This window comes from Mycobacterium sp. NGS35 (assembly GCF_059812855.1).
Genome location: NZ_JCALDL010000016.1, coordinates 19,576 through 37,428, shown reverse-complemented (window position 1 = coordinate 37,428; position 17,853 = coordinate 19,576). Strand labels below are relative to the sequence as shown.

Annotated in this window: 20 protein-coding genes and 1 tRNA gene; 7 read left to right on the top strand and 14 right to left on the bottom strand. The window is 65.6% G+C overall.

Features of this window, described 5'->3' with window-relative positions:
• Positions 1-6: 6 nt before the first annotated feature.
• Positions 7-1,203 (top strand): cytochrome P450, encoded by a 1,197-nt coding sequence (locus tag AC5Y4C_RS20270; RefSeq protein WP_499961704.1) that lies wholly within the window; start codon positions 7-9, stop codon positions 1,201-1,203.
• Between the two features lie 36 nt (positions 1,204-1,239).
• On the opposite strand, the gene AC5Y4C_RS20265 is transcribed toward AC5Y4C_RS20270, so the two are convergent.
• Positions 1,240-2,304 (bottom strand): amidohydrolase family protein, encoded by a 1,065-nt coding sequence (locus AC5Y4C_RS20265; RefSeq protein WP_499961761.1) that lies wholly within the window; start codon positions 2,302-2,304, stop codon positions 1,240-1,242.
• A gap of 107 nt (positions 2,305-2,411) precedes the next feature.
• Positions 2,412-2,849, bottom strand: a complete 438-nt coding sequence (locus tag AC5Y4C_RS20260; RefSeq protein ID WP_499961703.1) for a YbjN domain-containing protein — start codon at positions 2,847-2,849, stop codon at positions 2,412-2,414.
• A 163-nt stretch (positions 2,850-3,012) separates the two neighbouring features.
• Here AC5Y4C_RS20260 and AC5Y4C_RS20255 point away from each other — a divergent pair, with 163 nt between their 5' ends.
• Complete coding sequence (locus AC5Y4C_RS20255; protein WP_499961701.1) at positions 3,013-3,708, top strand: M15 family metallopeptidase; 696 nt, start codon at positions 3,013-3,015, stop codon at positions 3,706-3,708.
• An 8-nt stretch (positions 3,709-3,716) separates the two neighbouring features.
• Here AC5Y4C_RS20255 and AC5Y4C_RS20250 read toward each other — a convergent pair whose 3' ends face one another.
• Positions 3,717-4,031 (bottom strand): WhiB family transcriptional regulator, encoded by a 315-nt coding sequence (locus AC5Y4C_RS20250; protein ID WP_499961700.1) that lies wholly within the window; start codon positions 4,029-4,031, stop codon positions 3,717-3,719.
• A 534-nt stretch (positions 4,032-4,565) separates the two neighbouring features.
• On the opposite strand from AC5Y4C_RS20250, the gene AC5Y4C_RS20245 reads away from it, so the two are divergent.
• Complete coding sequence (locus AC5Y4C_RS20245; protein ID WP_500008521.1) at positions 4,566-5,351, top strand: pentapeptide repeat-containing protein; 786 nt, start codon at positions 4,566-4,568, stop codon at positions 5,349-5,351.
• Between the two features lie 530 nt (positions 5,352-5,881).
• On the opposite strand, the gene AC5Y4C_RS20240 is transcribed toward AC5Y4C_RS20245, so the two are convergent.
• From AC5Y4C_RS20240 to AC5Y4C_RS20220, 5 genes are all read right to left on the bottom strand, one after another.
• A tRNA-Ala gene (locus AC5Y4C_RS20240) sits at positions 5,882-5,954 on the bottom strand.
• Positions 5,955-5,998: 44 nt separating this feature from the next.
• A complete protein-coding gene (gene sepX / locus AC5Y4C_RS20235; protein WP_499961697.1) occupies positions 5,999-6,946 on the bottom strand; it encodes a divisome protein SepX/GlpR in 948 nt (315 codons plus the stop codon).
• Between the two features lie 106 nt (positions 6,947-7,052).
• Positions 7,053-7,706 (bottom strand): GNAT family N-acetyltransferase, encoded by a 654-nt coding sequence (locus AC5Y4C_RS20230; protein ID WP_499906453.1) that lies wholly within the window; start codon positions 7,704-7,706, stop codon positions 7,053-7,055.
• A gap of 12 nt (positions 7,707-7,718) precedes the next feature.
• Positions 7,719-8,957 (bottom strand): molybdotransferase-like divisome protein Glp, encoded by a 1,239-nt coding sequence (gene glp / locus AC5Y4C_RS20225; RefSeq protein ID WP_499961696.1) that lies wholly within the window; start codon positions 8,955-8,957, stop codon positions 7,719-7,721.
• Between the two features lie 40 nt (positions 8,958-8,997).
• On the bottom strand, positions 8,998-9,906 hold the full coding sequence (locus tag AC5Y4C_RS20220) for a UTP--glucose-1-phosphate uridylyltransferase (protein ID WP_499906458.1): 909 nt from the start codon (positions 9,904-9,906) through the stop codon (positions 8,998-9,000).
• A gap of 71 nt (positions 9,907-9,977) precedes the next feature.
• On the opposite strand from AC5Y4C_RS20220, the gene AC5Y4C_RS20215 reads away from it, so the two are divergent.
• The 4 genes from AC5Y4C_RS20215 (at position 9,978) to mscL (ending at position 12,184) form a co-directional block, all read left to right on the top strand.
• The gene (locus tag AC5Y4C_RS20215) at positions 9,978-10,562 is read left to right on the top strand and encodes a 5-formyltetrahydrofolate cyclo-ligase (protein WP_499961695.1); all 585 of its coding nucleotides are present in this window, start codon (positions 9,978-9,980) and stop codon (positions 10,560-10,562) included.
• A gap of 79 nt (positions 10,563-10,641) precedes the next feature.
• Positions 10,642-10,941 carry an FmdB family zinc ribbon protein gene (locus AC5Y4C_RS20210; RefSeq protein ID WP_499906462.1) on the top strand — a complete coding sequence of 100 codons (300 nt, stop codon included), beginning with the start codon at positions 10,642-10,644 and terminating at the stop codon, positions 10,939-10,941.
• Positions 10,942-11,006: 65 nt separating this feature from the next.
• The gene (locus AC5Y4C_RS20205; RefSeq protein ID WP_499961693.1) at positions 11,007-11,672 is read left to right on the top strand and encodes an SAF domain-containing protein; all 666 of its coding nucleotides are present in this window, start codon (positions 11,007-11,009) and stop codon (positions 11,670-11,672) included.
• 47 nt (positions 11,673-11,719) lie between these two features.
• The gene (mscL, locus tag AC5Y4C_RS20200; RefSeq protein ID WP_499906466.1) at positions 11,720-12,184 is read left to right on the top strand and encodes a large-conductance mechanosensitive channel protein MscL; all 465 of its coding nucleotides are present in this window, start codon (positions 11,720-11,722) and stop codon (positions 12,182-12,184) included.
• Between the two features lie 73 nt (positions 12,185-12,257).
• Here mscL and mspA read toward each other — a convergent pair whose 3' ends face one another.
• The 6 genes from mspA to rpmF all read right to left on the bottom strand — a co-directional run bounded on the left by mspA (position 12,258) and on the right by rpmF (position 17,820).
• A complete protein-coding gene (gene mspA / locus AC5Y4C_RS20195; RefSeq protein ID WP_499906469.1) occupies positions 12,258-12,887 on the bottom strand; it encodes a porin MspA in 630 nt (209 codons plus the stop codon).
• Positions 12,888-13,426: 539 nt separating this feature from the next.
• On the bottom strand, positions 13,427-13,966 hold the full coding sequence (locus tag AC5Y4C_RS20190) for a MogA/MoaB family molybdenum cofactor biosynthesis protein (RefSeq protein ID WP_499907436.1): 540 nt from the start codon (positions 13,964-13,966) through the stop codon (positions 13,427-13,429).
• A 131-nt stretch (positions 13,967-14,097) separates the two neighbouring features.
• Positions 14,098-15,339, bottom strand: a complete 1,242-nt coding sequence (locus tag AC5Y4C_RS20185; RefSeq protein WP_499961692.1) for a S1C family serine protease — start codon at positions 15,337-15,339, stop codon at positions 14,098-14,100.
• Between the two features lie 50 nt (positions 15,340-15,389).
• A complete protein-coding gene (locus AC5Y4C_RS20180) occupies positions 15,390-16,889 on the bottom strand; it encodes a HAMP domain-containing sensor histidine kinase (protein ID WP_499961691.1) in 1,500 nt (499 codons plus the stop codon).
• The gene (locus AC5Y4C_RS20175; protein ID WP_499906475.1) at positions 16,889-17,575 is read right to left on the bottom strand and encodes a response regulator transcription factor; all 687 of its coding nucleotides are present in this window, start codon (positions 17,573-17,575) and stop codon (positions 16,889-16,891) included. Before AC5Y4C_RS20175 ends, AC5Y4C_RS20180 begins: the two co-directional genes overlap by 1 nt.
• Before the next feature lie 71 nt (positions 17,576-17,646).
• Entirely contained in the window at positions 17,647-17,820 is a 174-nt protein-coding gene (rpmF, locus tag AC5Y4C_RS20170; RefSeq protein ID WP_499906477.1) for a 50S ribosomal protein L32, read from the bottom strand.
• Positions 17,821-17,853: the final 33 nt, after the last annotated feature.

The window sequence follows — 17,853 nt, the reverse complement described above, 5'->3', positions numbered from 1 at the left end:
GGTGCGGTGACGGTCAGCACCGATGCGATCACGCTGGACCCCTCGGGCGATCCGTATCCGTTCTTCGAGCACAAGCGCAAGACCGAACCGGTGTGGCGCGGAACCGTGATGGATCATTCCAAGGCGCCCCCCGAACTGATTCCCGACGAAGAGTGGACGCTGTTCGACTACGACAGCGTCTTTCGCGCATTCCGTGACGACGAGGTCTTCAGCTCACATGGCTACGACCAGACCATCGGGCTGGTGATCGGGCCGACGATCTTGGCCATGCACGGAAAGCAGCATCACGACCATCGCAGTCTGGTCGCCAAGGCGTTCCGGGCCAGTGCGCTCGAGCGGTGGGAACCCGCCGTCATCGACCCGATTTGCCACGAGCTCGTCGACGAGATCAAGAACCGCGGCACCGCGGACCTGGTCGCTTCGGTGACGTTCGAGTTCCCGACGCGCGTCACCGCGGCGCTGCTGGGCTTGCCGCGCGAGGATCTGGACATGTTCCGCCGGCTGTCGTTCGACTTGATCTCGATCGCGCAGGACATCGAAGCAGGCCTCATAGCGTCGGTCAAGCTGCACGACTACTTCCTAGAACAGGTGGAGCAGCGGCGAAGGACGATGACCGACGACGTCATCGGAGACTTGGTGGCCGCCGAGATCGACGGAGAAAAGCTCACCGACGAGGCGATCATTTCGTTCCTGCGGCTTCTGCTGCCGGCCGGGCTGGAAACCACCTACCGCTCGTCGGGCAATCTCCTCTATCTCCTGCTGACGCACCCCGAGCAGTTGCACGCGGTGCAAACCGACCGATCGCTGATTCCCGCCGCGATCGAGGAGGGTTTGCGTTACGAGACCCCGCTGATCAGCGTGCCGCGCACCACTACCCGGGATGTCGAGATGCATGGTGTGACGATCCCGGCCGGCGCCGCAGTCAATCTGTGCACGGGCTCGGCGAACCGCGACGAGATCCGATGGGAACACGCGGACGTCTTCGACATTCATCGAAAGCGGTTGCCACACATCGCATTCGCTGGTGGCATTCACATGTGCTTGGGCATGCATCTGGCGCGGGTAGAAACTAGCGCGATGCTCAACAGCCTCTTCGATCGCGTCACCGACCTCCAACTGGTGCCCGACGAGGACACGAAGATCACCGGCATGCCGTTCCGCTCGCCGACGAAGCTTCCCGTGACGTTTCGCCCAGTGTCCTGAAGCGAATCAGCTTGTCATGTCGCCGTTTTCGGCGGCTTACTTAAGGCCGTAGAACCGCTGCGCGTTACCGGCGGCGATCTTCGCCCGAGTCTCCTCGCTGATGTCTGCACGGGTTCGCAGCGGCTTGGTGCTTTCCGGCCACTCACCGTCCCAATGCGGATAGTCGCTGGCGAACATGATGAAATCGTCGCCGAGTACGTCGACCACTCCAGGCAGGATCGGTTCCTCGGGCTCACAGGTCGTCCAGATGTTTCCGGCGGCCAGATAGTCGTGCGGGTCGCGTTGCCACCCACCCTCGATCCAATCGCCGCGCTTCTCGAAGTGCTCGTGCAGCCGGTCGACGAAGAACGGCACCCAGCCGACGCCGGCTTCCAGAAACGCCACGCGCAGCGCCGGATGCCGGTCGAACACTCCGCCGGACACCAGTGCCGTCATCGCGGTCATTTGGTCGAACGGGAAGCTGATGCAGTGCACCTGAATGTAATTGGTGAAGCGGTCCACGCCGATCTTCGGCAGATGGATGCCGGGTGCACCGTGGATGCCCAACGGCATGTCGAGGTCGACGGCGGCCGCGTAGAACGGGTCGAGGTCGGGATGGTCGAGATTGCGTGTCTTGAGTGCGGGCGGAATATGGGTGGCCACCAGGCCAAGGTCTTTGGCCTCTCGCATGACGTCGATGGCGACGTGGCTGTGTTCGATCGGCGTGACAGCCACGCCGCGCAGCCGGCCACCTGACGATGCGCAGTAGTCGGCGATCCACTGGTTGTACAGGCGGGCGAATCCTGCTGCGAATTGCGGGTTTTCGAGGGTAGGTGTGCACAGACCCAGGCTCGGATACAACACCATCGTGTCGATCTGGTCGCGGTCCGCGTCACCGAGTACACCCTCGGCGGACCTGCAGTTGATACCGGGAGCCGCGCTGAGCCCATGCTCGGTCGGACAACCTGCTCCTGGCCCGCTGTCCTCGGGGTAGTTGCGGCCTTCGATCACCAGCCCGCGGCCGTCGGGACGCGGCTTGACGATGTCGGGCCAGCGCTGCAGGGCTTCGACCGCAAGCGAAGCGCCCTCGGCGACGTGTCCGTCGGCGTCGATGATGCGCATTCGCTCCCTCACTCGCCCACCCGTCCAGCGGATGCGTGTCACGCTATTTTAGCGATGTTAGACGGAAGCGTCGTTCTTCAAGCGAATGTCGTTCCATGCCAACAGCATCAACTGGCGTCGACCAACACTGGCGATGCGGACTCCGTGAACAGCGTGATGGCGGAGCGGATGCTGCGGTCGGCGAAGCTCAAGAATTCTTCGGCATCAAGCGAAGCGGAACAGGAGTCCTCTGCGACGACGCCGAGCCGGTTGGGGTCCGATGATTCGTGGACCACTGCTTGGGGGCGCCGCTGTTCGGCATTCCAACGGCGCGCGAACTCCTCCAGCCGGTCACGGTCGGCAGCGGGAAAGTAGTAGGCCGGTGCGATTCGAATCTCGACGACCTCAGGGCGCCCCGGCGGCATCTCGAAGTGGACATGGAAGCGCTCGTGGCGGACCGTCAAGACGAAGAAGTATTCGGCGTCGTGGCGACCACGGAAGTACCGCAGCTTGCGGGTCCGCAGATAGCGTTCGATCAGCTCGGTGCCGCATGGTTCGGTGCTCATGAGCGCTCCAAGAGGTTGGCGAGAGAGCAGGGCAGAGTCATCCTGCGTGCGGGGCCTTGTCAAAGCCTTGGAGGCAAGACGGCATTCTCCCAAGAATCTGGTGAGAATCTGTTGAGGGCCCGAGCGGAGGCTGAGTGAGGGATCGCGGCGGCACAATGCAGCTATGCGGTCGGTGCGCCTGGGCGTGGCTGTTGTCGTCGTTGCGGTCGGCGCTGGCTGCAGCACACCCCGCACGACGCCGCCGCAGGATGTAGCGGACATCGTCCCCGTCGCCACGACGACCACGTCGCCCATCGCAGGGGTGGCGCCGGTCAGCGACGCGGCCCGCGCGGCGGGATTGGTCGACGTGCGCACCGTCGTGCCGCACGCCATCGTCGATCTGCGCTATGCCACGCCCGATAACTTCGTCGGCGTGCCAATGTATCCCGCCGATGCGCGCTGCCTGGTGCACGAATCGATGGCGCGGGGCTTGGCAGCCGCCGCGGAGCGATTGCGTCCAGAAGTATTGCGGTTCTGGGACTGTTATCGGCCGCATGACGTGCAAGTGCGGATGTGGGCGGCCGTCCCGAATCCGGCGTGGGTGGCGCGACCGGGGCGCTATGCTCGCAGCCACGAAGCCGGGCGATCGGTGGATGTGACCATCGACGGCGTCGACATGGGTACCGACTTCGACGACTTCTCCTCGCGTGCAGGGGCTTTCGCGACGGAAGGCGTTACAACCGCACAGCAGGCGAATCGGGCGCGACTTCGGGCGGCGATGGAGGCCGGAGGCTTGGCGGTGTACTCGGGCGAGTGGTGGCACTTCGATGGGCCGGGCGCGTACGTCGAGCGGCCGATCCTCGACGTTCCGGTCACCTGACGACCGGCCTACGCCAATCTTCCGGTGCTGCGCCTGCGCTGCGCGGCAAAGAAATCGGCCCATGACTCCACCTCGGGATGCTGCTTGAGCAGCGCCCTGCGCTGGCGCTCGGTCATGCCGCCCCAGACGCCGAACTCCATCTCGTTGTCGAGCGCTTCCGCGGCGCATTCGACGATGACTGGACAGTGCCGGCAGATCGTCTGGGCGGCTTTGCGCTGTGCGGCTCCGCGCACGAAGAGTTCGTCCGGATCGGTCGATCGGCATCGTGCCCTCGACACCCACTCGCCGGGCGGTGCGGGGGCCGGGCTGATGAAGTGCGTCATGCGAAGCTCTCTGTCAATGCAAGACGGGGCGTATTAACGCTCGCGTCAGAAATTTAGTTAGCTGCGGTAGACGGATCACCGCTTTGGCGGTTTGCCTACCCGACACCAAACCTAAATTTCGCTCCCATCGGCTCGTAACTGCACAAGTACTCAAGGTCCTAGGGACCAAGGTCACTCGCGATCGTGGGCGCCGACAGCTGTTTGCCACCGATGGTCGCCCTGCAGTCGAGCCCGGCCGAGTGAGATCGGCGTGGTCACCGTAGGGGTTTGCCGGCCGCACGCCCGTGCTCTTCGGGCCGATCAGCTGGTCAAAGCCTTCGGTGCCGGCGACATGTGAACGCTGATCAGCCAGAACTCGGCGAGTATCTAGGGCGACATAGTGGTGCTCCGCGAGACGCATGTCAGCGATCCGCGACGGCAAGACCGCCCGCGTGCAGGTCTACGGAAACACCGCGCTCCGAAGCCATTCATTTTGCCGTTGTCCGGTTGGCGGTTGCAGGTACGCAGAGCGCTTACGGCGTCGCCTGGCCTTCTGTGACGGCGCGCCACCACCGCAAATCAATATTCAGCCGCTATTTTTCACCTTGTGGTGCGCTTCCACAGAAAGGGACTTCGATGTGGCAAGCCGCTCAGGGAGCAATCGCTGTCATCGGAGCTACCCTTGCCGCTCTCCTCGGAATCCTGAAGTACTTCAATTACCGAAGCAGGAGAGACGTTCGGGCTGCAGTAGGGGCATCATTTGCCCTCACGGTAGACAGAATCGCATCCGACAACGAAACAGTGCGCATGACCGGAGCGGTTTTGCTGCGACGGTTCTTCGACGAACATACCGAACAAGGAGCGGCGGGAACGCCATACATCAAAGAGGCGATAGAGGTGATCGCCGGCATGCTGCGAGCCGAGAAATCGCCTCGCATCAGGAAAGTGCTAGCGGACGGCCTACATTACGCGAATGACTTGGTGGGAGCGGATCTGCAGAACTGCCACCTCGAAAACGCCTACATCGGGAGGAAGCCTGACGAGAAGCGGGCCGTCGATCTCTCCGGTGCCGACTTGTTCGAATCCAATTGCTCCGGCGCATCTTTCAGAGATGTGACCGCCATAAACACCGTGTTCTATAGGGCCATTCTTGAAGGTACGGTACTCAAGGGAGCAAATTGTCAGAACGCTGACTTTCGTGAGGCACAGTTGACCGGCTCCAAGTTCAGCGGCGCGAAGATCGAGGGAGCCAATTTTGCGGGCGCGCAAGGGATCCCTGAAGAAGTGGCGAACCTGCTGGACAACGATCTGGTAGGATTACCGGGAGCAATGGTGCCTTAGGGCAGCTCCGATGAGTCCTGTCATTTTCCTTTGCCAGCCTTCGGGGCTTACTTCACTTCAGCAGAAGATCAGCGACTGGTGGCATGACTATCTGTCGACTCTCGACTTCTCGGTCGAACAACTTCGTCGAGAGTCCTACCGCGACGATCCCTGGCCAGACTTACTGCGACTCTTCGGTTCGTGTGACGGCGTGCTCGTATTGGGATTCCGGCAATTGACGATCCACTCGGGTGGCTGGCGACTTGGCACGAAGGAAGAGGCGAACGTGGCCGGAACCTTGACTTCCCCTTGGCTGCATACCGAGACAGGGATGGCGGTAGCAGCTCAGGTGCCAGTCCTCGTGGCACCTGAATTCGGCGTATCCGAGGGAGTTTTCGCTTCCGGGAGCTGGACGGGACGGCTACTGAAGACGAGTGCCGAGGCCCCAGATTTCCGCGTCGTAGAGCGGTGGGCAGCCTCAGTTGCGGCCCATCGAGCACAGATCTTTGCGAGCAGTACATCGCCTGCTTGACGTCCCTACAAGAAGTAAGTGGAGCTAAGGGGATTCGAACCCCTGACCTACTCGATGCGAACGAGTCGCGCTACCAACTGCGCCATAGCCCCTGGTCGCTAGCAGGTTACCAGCCGAGGCGCCCAGGCCAGAAAACCTACTGGCCAGCGGCCTTCGGCAGGTGGTACTCCATCGGGCCCGGCGCGTAGTCCAGGTGCTCGAAAATCGGGTCCTCGTCGTCGATTTCGAGCACGGCGGCGCCGGGCTGGCGCACGCGCGCCGGAACGTCGTGCTCACGGTCGGCGGTGTTCGGCACTCCGATCCGCGACCGTGCCATCCGCTGCAGCCGGCGCCGACGCACTTGCTCCTCGATGCGGGTCTGCCGACGCAGATACGCCAGGTACAGGATCGTGATCACACCCGCGGCGCCACAGGCCCACCACCCGGAGGGCCACACCGTGACCGCCGCGATCGTCGTCGCCACCAAAATCAGCGACATCGCCGACAGCACGCGCTTGCGGAACCGGTACTTGCGCGCGCTGACCGCCGCCGCGGTCTTCGACTCGTACAACCGCCGACGAGGCGGTACCGACGTCGCTGCGGTCGGCGGGTCCTCCTCTGACTCCAGCCCGGAGGTGTCCTCGACGTATTCGTACTCGTCGGAGGTGCCGTCATCGGCCGCCTCCTCCGCTGACTCCTCGGCCGCGTCGGCCGCCACGGGCTCCGGCGCAGGGTCTTCGGCTTCGGCTTGACTCGCGCCGGCCGGCAAGGCCCCCGAGTCCTCTTCGACGATGTCGACGTCGATGATGTCGGGCTCCGCGGTCGCGTCTGCCGCTTTCAGTACGACGGCCTTGTCCGCGGTTTCGTCGTCGTCGAGGTCATCGTCCTCGTCGACCGGCTGCCAATCCGGGTCGCTGCGGTGCCCGTCGGCCGGGCCTCGCTTCTTGAGCCTGGCGCTCGCGCCGCTGTTGAGCACCCGGGTGGCCAGCGCCACGTCACTGGTACGCCGCACCGCCTCGCGCTTGCTGATCAGCATCGGCACCAAGACGAAGAGCCAGAGCACCACCAGAGAAATCCACAGGAGTGATTGCGGGACGCTTGGCATGGTGCCTGCTCCTTTCGCGCCACGTGACCTGCGCAATTACACACCTGTAATTCGACACAGGCAAGCACCGACAGGCGCATTTGTCACATCTGTAACAGAGCGCGGGCTAGGACCAGCGCGCCTGGCCGGCCCGCACCAGCGTCGACGCCACCGAGCCCTGTACTTCTTCGACCGTGATCGCCACCAGCAGGTGGTCGCGCCATGCTCCGTCGACGTCGAGATAGCGCCGCAGCAGCCCCTCTTCCCGAAAGCCGACCTTCGCGAGCACCCGCCGGCTCGCCGCGTTCTCCGGCCGCACCGTCGCCTCGACCCGGTGCAGCCGCACCGCTGAAAAACAGTGGTCCAGACCCAACGCCAGCGCCCCGGTTGCCACTCCACGCCCGGTGACGGAGCTGGCCACCCAATAGCCGATCCACGCCGAGCGCAATGCACCATGCGTCACGTTGCCCACCGTCAGCTGTCCGCAGAACTCGCCGTCGAGTTCGATCGCGAACGGCAGCATGCGGCCTTTGCGCGCTTCGCCCCGCAGTCCCGAACACACCGACGGCCACGACGAAACTGTTTGCCGCCGAACCCAATCCGTGTCCGTCGTCGGCTCCCACGGCTCGAGGTGCGCACGGTCGGCCAGCCGGATCCGGCTCCACTGGGCGGCGTCACGCATCCGGACCGGACGCAGCCGCACCATCCCCCCGGGAACGCGGATCGGGCCAACGGTTGCCGGCCACCCGGGATGGACGCCACTACTGCGAAAAATGCTCACTGCGAACAGGATTCAGCCGCGCTGCGCCAAGAACGCAACGCTGACCATCTCGCCGGTCGGGATTTGTTCGGTCTCTGCGGGGACGATCACCAGGCAGTTGGCCTCCGCCAGCGTCGCCAGCAAGTGCGACGACGCCCCCGGACCGCCGAGAACCTGCACGAGGTATTCGTCGGTGTCCTGGTCGCGCATCAGCTGTCCCCGCAGATATCCGCGACGACCGCGCACCGACGAAATCGACGACAGCGTACGGGCTTCCACGATCCGCCGCATCGGCTGCCGCTTGCCTAGCGACATCCTGATCAGCGGCCGCACCATGATTTCGAACACCACCAGCGCGCTGACCGGGTTGGCCGGCAGCAGAAACGTCGGCACCCCCTCGGGGCCCAGCTGTCCGAACCCTTGCACCGAGCCGGGATGCATTGCCACACGGGTGATGTCCATCTCGCCGAGCGGCGCCAGCGCCGAGCGCACGGCTTCCGCAGCGGATCCGCCGACGGCTCCGGCGATCACCACCACCTCGGCCCGGTTCAGCTGACCCTCGACGACTTCGCGGAGTTCTTTCGGGTCGCTGCTGATGATCCCGACGCGAGTCACCTCCGCTCCCGCGTCACGCCCGGCGGCCGCCAACGCATACGAATTCACGTCGTACACCTGGCCGTTGCCGGGCGTGCGGGCGATGTCGACGAGCTCGCTGCCCACGCTCATCACCGACAGCCGCGGCCGGGGATGCACCAGCACCCGCTCGCGTCCCACCGCTGCGAGCAACCCGACCTGCGCCGAACCGATGATCGCGCCTGCGCGCACGGCGACATCGCCCGGCTGCACATCGTCACCTGCGCGCCGCACATACGCACCCGAGCGGACCCCGCGCAACACCCGAACCTTGGATTCGCCGCCGTCGGTCCAGCGCAACGGCAACACCGCGTCGGCGAGAGTAGGCATCGGCGCACCGGTCTGCACGCGCGCGGCCTGGCGGGGCTGCAACCGGCTGGGCGTGCGGGCACCCGCGCCGATCTCGCCCACCACCGGCAACCGCACTTCGATGCCGCCGGAGTCGTCGGCCTCAGCCACGTCGACGCTGCGCACCGCGTACCCATCGATGGCGGCTTGGTCGAATCCGGGCAGCGGCCGCTCGGTCACCACTTCTTCGGCGCACATCAGGCCCTGCGCTTCGGCGATAGCCACGCGAACCGGCCGCGGCGCGACCGCAGCGGCCATCACCCGCGCCTGCTGCTCCTCAACCGAACGCACAGCATGCCTTCCTGTAGACCGATGAGCGGCCGGCAGGCAGTTACTGCTCCAAACCCAACCGCGCTACCAACCAGCGCCGCAAATCCGGGCCATAGTCGTCACGATCCAATGCAAAGTCAACCGCAGCCTTGAGGTAGCCGCCGGGATTTCCGAGGTCGTGTCGGGACCCGCGGTGCACCACGACGTGCACCGGATGGCCCTCGTCGATCAACAGCGCGATCGCGTCGGTCAACTGGATCTCACCGCCGGCGCCGCGCGGGACCCGGCGCAGCGCGTCGAAGATCGCCCGGTCCAACAGGTACCGGCCGGCAGCCGCGTACGGCGACGGCGCGTCTTCAGGATCAGGCTTTTCGACCATGCCCTTGACGCGCAACACGTTCGGGTTGTCCTCGTCGGAGAGCTTTTCGACCTCGAACACCCCATAGGCGCTGATCTCCGATTCCGGCACCTCGATTGCGCACAGCACCGAGCCGCCGTGTTCGGCGCGCACCTTCGACATGGTTTCCAGCACCCCGGTGGGCAGCACCAGGTCGTCAGGCAAAAGCACCGAGATCGCGTCCTCGTCGTCGGACAGCACCGGCTCGACGCAGCTGACTGCATGTCCCAGGCCCAACGGCTCGTGCTGGACCACGGACTCCACCTTGATCAGGGCCGGCGCCCGCCGCACCTTCGCCAGCATGGAGGTCTTGCCGCGGGCTTCGAGCGTGCCTTCCAGCACCAAGTCATGGACGAAATGGGCGACGACGCTGTCCTTGCCCTCAGACGTGACGATGACGAGCCGCTCGGCGCCGGCCTCCGCCGCCTCTGCCGCGACCAGTTCGATGCCGGGCGTGTCGACGACCGGCAGCAGCTCCTTGGGCACGGTCTTGGTCGCGGGTAAGAACCGCGTGCCCAGACCCGCCGCAGGCACGACCGCCGTGCGCGGTATCGAAACTTCTGGTCGCGTCATCGCACACACCCTAACGCCGCGCCCTGTGACTCCTCTGGCATATAGACGGAACCCCCTGTCATCGTTGCGCAGTGGCGCTCACGCTAAAGGACCGTATCCGGGCCGACCGCGTTGCCGCGCGGCAAACGGTCGACGAACAGGTGCGCACCGCCGAAACTGCGGCTCTGGTTCGGCATTTACAGACCATTCTCGCCGCCGACGAAGTGGTTGCCGCCTACGCCCCACTGTCGACCGAGCCCGGCTATCCCGATCTGGCCGACGCCGTGGTCGCGATCTGCGGTTCGGTTCTGTTGCCGATCGCGCGGGCATCCGACGACGGCATTCCGCTGCCGCTGCAGTGGTCCAGGTACCGGGCCGGCCCGCTCGTCGCGGCGCCCTATGGCCTGGTCGAGCCGCCCCCGCCTTGGCTGCCGCCGACCGCGCTGGCCAGTGCGCGAACTGTGCTGGTGCCCGCGCTGGCCGTCGACCGGCACGGCGCCCGGCTGGGTCGCGGCGCCGGCTTCTACGACCGCTCGCTGAGGTTCCGCGATCCGGCGGCTCGGCTCATCGCCGTGGTGCGTGACGAGGAGCTGGTCGAGCAGCTGCCGGTGGAGCCGCACGACATCCCGATGACTCATGCGCTGACGCCGGGCTTCGGCTTGATTCCGCTGGCCTGATCGGTTTTCGGGGAATGCAGGTGGCCCGCTGGCACTTGAACAGGTAGAGTGCTAGCAAGCTGATCTAACGGAGGTTCCTGTGCCGACCTACTCGTATGCGTGCACCGAGTGTGACAACAGGTTCGACGCGGTGCAGGCGTTCACCGACCCTGCCCTGACCGAGTGCCCGAAGTGCTCAGGCCGGCTGCGCAAGTTGTTCGGGAAGGTCGGCGTGGTGTTCAAAGGCAGCGGCTTCTACCGCACCGACAGCCGGGCGGCGTCAAACGGCTCGTCCAACGGCAAGTCCAGCTCGGAGTCCTCGACATCGAGCGAGACGTCGTCGTCGAAGTCGAACGGCGAGGCCAAGTCCTCTCCTGCGCCCGCTGCTGTCGCGAGCTGACCCGTTATCCACAGGACGCTTACCTACTTTCCCCGGAGTCGCCGCTGCGCGCCTAGCGTGAGAGCGTGCGGGAATCGCTCAATCCGTCTGCGCTGAATCGACTTTCACGGATGCTGCGGCCGGACTGGTCGCGCACCGTCGCGGCGCGCCGGGTCGCCGCCGCGGCACTGGTGGTGCTTGCCGCGGTCGCGGCGTTTCGCTCCGACCCCGACGGTGACCGGGTCGACGCGGTGGTGGCGGTTCGCGACCTCGCGCCTGGGCTCGCGCTCACAGCTGACGACGTGCGCGTCGAAAAGCGTTTGGCCCCAACGGTTCCCGACGGTGCCCGATCCGGCGTCAACGACGTCGTCGGGGCGACGCTTGCCGGACCGGCCCGACGTGGCGAGGTTCTCACCGACGTGCGGCTGCTGGGACCGCGGCTGGCGACGTCTGCCGCGGGTCCCGATGCCCGCATCGTGCCGCTGCATCTATCCGACTCGGCAGTGCTCGACGTGCTGCGAGCCGGCGACATCGTCGACGTACTCGCGGCCGGACCGTCGAACTCCGGACCGGACACCGCTTCTGCGCCGCACATGGTGGCGACCGACGCCGTGGTGGTGCTGGTCTCGCCGAAACCTTCACAGCGTGGACCCGGCAACGACCGCGTAGTGCTGGTCGCGCTGCCCGCCGCAACCGCCCATCAGGTCGCCGGTGTGGCCCTCACCGAGACGATCACGCTGACGTTCCACTGAGGCTACTGTTCGGTGCACGCCCGCCCACCGAACGACAGGAGAACCGCATGCTCAAGGGCTTCAAAGAGTTTCTCGCCAGGGGCAACATCGTCGACCTGTCGGTGGCGGTGGTCATCGGCACCGCGTTCACGGCGCTGGTCACCGCCTTCACCACCAAGGTCCTGCAGCCGCTGATCAACCGCGTGGGTGCCGGCGGAAACCGGCAATATGGGTTCCTCCAGATCGACATCGGCGGCGGACAGGTCGTCGACTTCAGCGCCGTGGTCACCCAGGCCATCAACTTCGTGCTCGTCGCGGCGGTGGTGTACTTCTTGGTGGTCCTGCCGTACAACACCTTCCGCAAGCGCGGTGAGGTGGAGCAGGCCCAGGACACGGAGTTGTCGATCCTGACCGAGATCCGCGACCTGCTGGCGACGAACGGCCAGGGCACCGGCCGCCACGAGTCGGTGTCAGGGCCCGGTACCGGCCCGAGCCCGGACACCGCGAAGACGACCAGCGCCGATAAGTCGTAGCACCTTAGGTTGCAATCAGCCCCCGGCCGATCGGTCGGGGGCTGATTGCTCTGCTTGCTCTGCGACTAGGGCGTCAGTTCATGTTCCACGGTTCGCCGTAGGTGGTGACGCTGTCACCGTCCTTGGAGATGAGCCGCGCGAACGGGCGCAGCAGCACCCCGCCGGCCGCACCGGTCACCGTGCCGTGCGCATTGCTCACGGCCACGCCTCCGTTCGGACCGGAGACATCCACCGAGAACGTCGCGACCTCCTGGATGCCGGGGCCGTTGCCCAGGTCGGCGCTGATCGACGCACCGGGGAACAGCGGCGGGCTGGTGACCACCAGAGCCGGCACGGGCGCGATCTCCGTCTGGTCCAGGTTGAGGTTCGGCGTCGTATAGCTGAAGTTGACGCCGACGCCCAGCGACCAGGGGAAGCCGATCTGATAACCGAGCTCCAAGGTGCCGTTGAACGCATCCGCGCCCGGGCCGGTCACGTGATAGATCGCCCGCCCCGAATGGAACCACTCACGGGTCAGCCGGTTGCGGTCCAGCGGATAGACGCCGTTGAGGAAGGTGTCCCACTGTTGAATCACCAGCGTGCGGCCTTTGCCGTCGACCACGCTCAGCTCATTGTCCAGCCCCGCATGCGACGTGCCCGTGCCCACGAACAGCGCCGCCACGGCAGCGATCAGAGCCACCAGTACTCGACCGATAACTTTCATGTTCTCCCTAGCCATGTCGCCGGTGATCCAAGTAGATCACCGAGTGTCGTTTGGTGGTGTATCAGACCGCTGACACCACGACGTTGGACATCCAAATGAGACTCAAATGAGATTTGCTCTCAGGCTGTCCTTAACTACCGCTCATCGTTGACAGGAGGAACATAACGGCGGCTCCACCGCTTGAGCAACGCGTGGGACACGACCAATTGCCGGCCAACTGGGTTCACGGCGCTTTGCTCGCCCGATTTGGAGGCCTCCGCGACTATCAGTCGGCGGGTGTCTGCGGCATGCCCGGCCGTCGTTGCGCAACGGCGCGTGGAACCTCCCTGCCAGGGTTTATGGGCCGCAAGGCCGGTGATCTCAAGCGGCAGTCGCTGCCATTTCCCCGGGTTCCAAATGCCGTCGAGCGGGGTTCGCTGCGGAACGCCGCTTACTTCAACGTCACAACGGATGGCGGCATCGAGTGTGATTAAGGTCACAACGATTTGCAAAGCCGCTGTTAACGCGCTGTTCCGCGGTTGTGAAGCGGGCCGCCGCGTCTAGATTTCGAGGCTCGACAGCTCGCCGATGATCTGGGTCGCCAGCGGGTTCAGTGTGGCCATGCCGTCGCGCACCGCGTACCTGGAGCCGGCCAGGTTGACCACCAGCGTGCTGCCGGAGATGCCGGCCAGCCCGCGCGACAGCCCGGCGTCGGTGATGCCCGCCGACAATCCCGACGCGCGCAACGCCTCCGCGATACCCAACAACTCGCGGTCGAGAATGTCGCGCGTAGCCTCCGGCGTCACGTCGCGCGGCGTCACGCCCGTGCCACCGACGGACACCACAAGGTCCACCCCGCCGATCACCGCGGTGTTCAACGCGTTGCGGATCTCGACCTCGTCGGCGGACACCAGCACGACACCGTCGACGACGAAACCGGCCTCGGTGAGAAGCTCCGTGACCAGCGGCCCACTGTGGTCTTCCTCGTCGCCGTGCGCGGTGCGATCGTCGACGACGACCACAAGTGCGCGGCCCACCAACTCCACCGGCTTTTCCATGGATGCCACCGTATATCCGCGCGCCGACACCGGCGTCACCATCCTCACCACTCGATTGCGCATCACCAAACGGCTTATCGCTGCTATCTGCTCTTCGCGCAAGCGGCTCATCGCTGCTTTCTGCTCTTCGCGCACGCGGCTCATCGCTGCTTTCTGCTCTTCGCGCACGCGGCTCATCGCTGCGCCACGCCCAGGGTCACATCCACCGTCTTCGTCCCACCCGGCGCGGCGTACGTCAGCGTCACCTTGTCGCCCGGTGCCTTCGACCGGACCGCGGCCACCAACGCGTCGGCGCCGTCGATCACCCGGTCGTCGAGCTTGGTCACCACCACACCGCTCGGCAGACCGGCGTGAGCCGCCGGTCCCCCAGGCATCACTTCCATGATCTTGGCGCCGCTTTCCGTCGCATCGTTGCTCACCTGAACACCCAGCGACGCGTGCGTTGCGGTGCCGGTCTGGATCAACTGGTCGGCGATGCGCTTGGCCTGATCGACGGGAATCGCGAAGCCCAAGCCGATGTTTCCGCTCTGCGGCCCACTCGACTGCTCTCCCAACGTTGCGATCGCCGAGTTGATGCCCACCAATTCGCCGTTCATGTTCACCAGCGCCCCGCCGGAATTGCCGGGGTTGATCGCCGCGTCGGTCTGGATTGCGTCCAGCACGGTGTTCTGGTCACCGGCGTCACCACCGGTGGCCACCGGCCGGTTCAAGGCGCTGATGATGCCGGTGGTCACGGTGCCCTGCAGGCCCAGCGGAGAACCGACCGCGACCACGTCCTGACCCACTTGCAGATTGCTCGACGAACCGATCGTGATCGGCGTCAGACCGGACACACCTTGGGCACGCACCACCGCGATGTCAGTCGACGGGTCCGCGCCGACCACGCTGAACGGCGCGGTACGGCCGTCGCTGAACGTCACGGTGGTCTTGGGCGAACCACCCATCGGCCCGGCTTGGCCAGCCGCCGCGACGACGTGATTGTTGGTGAGAATCAAGCCGTCCGCGGTCAAGATCACGCCCGAGCCCTCCTCGGATTGCTGACCCATCGACACTTCGAGCTTCACCACGCTGGGCACCACTTTGGCCGCGACTTGTTCGACGGATCCCGCGGGGACGCTCGCCGCTGGCTGGCCCGGTGCCGCCGCCGGCGCCGTGGCGACCGTGGTGTTCGGATGCTCTGACCTGACCGCCATTGCGACACCGCCGCCGATTCCCGCCGAGATCACCGCAATAGCGACGGCGCCTGCGGTGAACCATCCTGCGCGGGAACGGCTTTGGGGAGCCTGCGGCACGGGTGATTGCTGACCGTACTGCTGCTGCGTTGCGTACCGCCAGTCGTATGACGAGAACTGCTGCGGCGTAACGTTATAACGCCCCGAGTGCTGGGACGGCGTGTACCTCGGGTGGTTCGTCATCTCGCTGAGTCGCTCTTTCTCGAGTGGTTCAGTGCGGCAATCGTTGCCTTCTACCGTGCAACACTCGACTGAGAATCCACTGAGAGCTGCCTCGAATCATCCACAGATTTTCGGCCGACCGGCTCGTCCGTGGGGGGCATCGGCCTGCCCGGCAACACCACATAGATCGACGTGCCCGGCGGCTGACCGCCGGGCACAGTGTCTTCGATCCTAAGCAGCCCACCGTGTTTCATGACCACATGTTTGACGATCGCCAAGCCCAAGCCGGAACCCGGCATCGCGCGTGCCGACGCTGACCGATAGAAGCGTTCGAACACCAGCTGCCGCTCGCTCGGCGGTATGCCGGGCCCATGGTCTGCGATCACCAGCTCGGCATGTGACGGATCAACTTGTCGCAGGCTCACTTTGACGGCACCGCCGGGTGGGCTCCACTTCGCTGCGTTGTCGAGCAGATTGAGCACCGCGCGCGACAGACCCGCGGCGTCACCATAGACCTGCCACGGCGCGACGTCCGCCTCGAACTGAATGTCACTGCGGCGACGACGAACTCGCTCAAGGCTGCGGTCCACGACCTCGGTCATGTCGACGGGCTCGTGTACCACCTCGCCGGCGTCGTCGCGGGTAAGGTCCACGAGATCGCCGACGAGCGTGGACAACTCCTCGATCTGGGCCAGCACATCCGCCCGCAGCCCCGCCATCTCGCTTTCCGGTAGCCGTGGCGCACCGGGTTCCATCGACGCGATCAGCAACTCGACGTTTGTCCTCAGCGACGTGAGCGGCGTGCGCAGCTCGTGGCCGGCATCGGTCACCAATCGCGCTTGGCGCTCCCGTGATTCGGCGAGCGCGCGCAGCATCATGTTGAAATTCTCTGTGAGCCTTGCTAGTTCATCACTGCCGGCGACGGGGATGGGCCGAAGGTCGTCGGTGCGCGCCACCCGCTCGGCCGCCTCGGTGAGTCTGCGCACCGGCCGCAGCCCGGCCTGGGCCACCATGCCGCCGGCCACCGCGGCGATCACCAGACCCACGCCGCCGACCACCAGCAGCACCCAACCCAATTGGCGCAGAACCAAATTCGTCGGCTTGAGGCTCTTGGAGATCAGCAGCGTGGTGCCATTGGGCAGATGCGTGGCCAGCACGCGCTGATCGCCGGTGGCACGCAACGACAACAACAGATTGCCGTCGACCACGTCCTTCTCCGGCTGCCCGAACGGCAGCCGCTGCCCTTCCTGGTTGGCGGTGTAGATGGCCCGGCCCGGGATCACCAGCATCGCGTTGACGTCCGAATACGCGGTACCTTCGATCGCCTTGGCCGGATCGGCATCCAGCGCGCCGCTGTCGATCAGCAACTGCGCGCGCGTCTGCAGCTGGTTGTCGACGTTGCGGTACAGCGCCGCCGACACCATGATGTAGGCCGCCACGGCGATCAGCACCACCACCATCGCGACCATCGACATCGCGAGCAACATCACGCGCCAGCGCAACGACAACGAGCTGCGGGCCGGAAGCGCCGCGCGTCGTGACGGCCGCAACAGCGGTATGCGGGGTGACATCAGGGCGGCGTTTCTCGCAGCACATACCCCACACCCCGCACCGTGTGGATCAGCCGCGGCTCTCCTTCGGCCTCGGTCTTGCGCCGCAAGTAGCCGACGTAGACCTCGAGGGCGTTGCCGGAGGTCGGAAAGTCGAAGCCCCAGACCTCTTCGAGGATGCGGCTGCGGGTGAGCACACGGCGCGGATTGGCGATGAGCATCTCGAGCAGTGCGAACTCGGTGCGGGTGAGGCTGATCCGGCGTTCCCCGCGGGTCACCTCGCGAGTCACCGGGTCCAGGCTGAGGTCGGAGAACGTCATGGCGACGGACTCGGCGGCGTTGTCGGGGACAGTGCGCCGCAACAGCGCTCGCATCCGCGCCAGCAGCTCTTCCAGCGCGAACGGCTTGGGCAGGTAGTCGTCGGCACCGGCGTCCAGTCCGGCCACGCGCTCGGACACCGAGTCACGGGCGGTGAGCACCAGGATCGGTAGGTCGTCGCCGGTGCTGCGCAGCTGCCGGCACACTTCCAGGCCGTCGAGCCGCGGCATCATCACGTCGAGCACCACCGCGTCGGGGCGTTCGTTGGCTATCGCGTCGAGCGCCTCCACGCCGTCCTGCGCAAGCGACACCGTGTAGCCGTTGAAGGAAAGGGACCGGCGCAGCGACTCGCGCACGGCGCGATCGTCGTCAACGACAAGAATCCGCACGGCCCCCAGTCTCTACGGACCGCCTGAGAGGCACCTGAGAGACGCGCCGAATGACGGGCGGATGGAGGGTGTCAGCGCTTGTCGAAGTCGATCAGACCCAGCCGCGCGGCCTTGAGGTAGCGCCGCGGCACCTTGTGAGGCTGGCCGGCGACCGTCACGTTGACGAGCTCAGGGCTCTTGGCCTTCCACTGCGCGCGACGGCTCCGGGTGTTCGCACGCGACATCCTGCGCTTCGGCACAGCCATGATCGAGCTTCTCCATCTGATCGGGGGGATTGC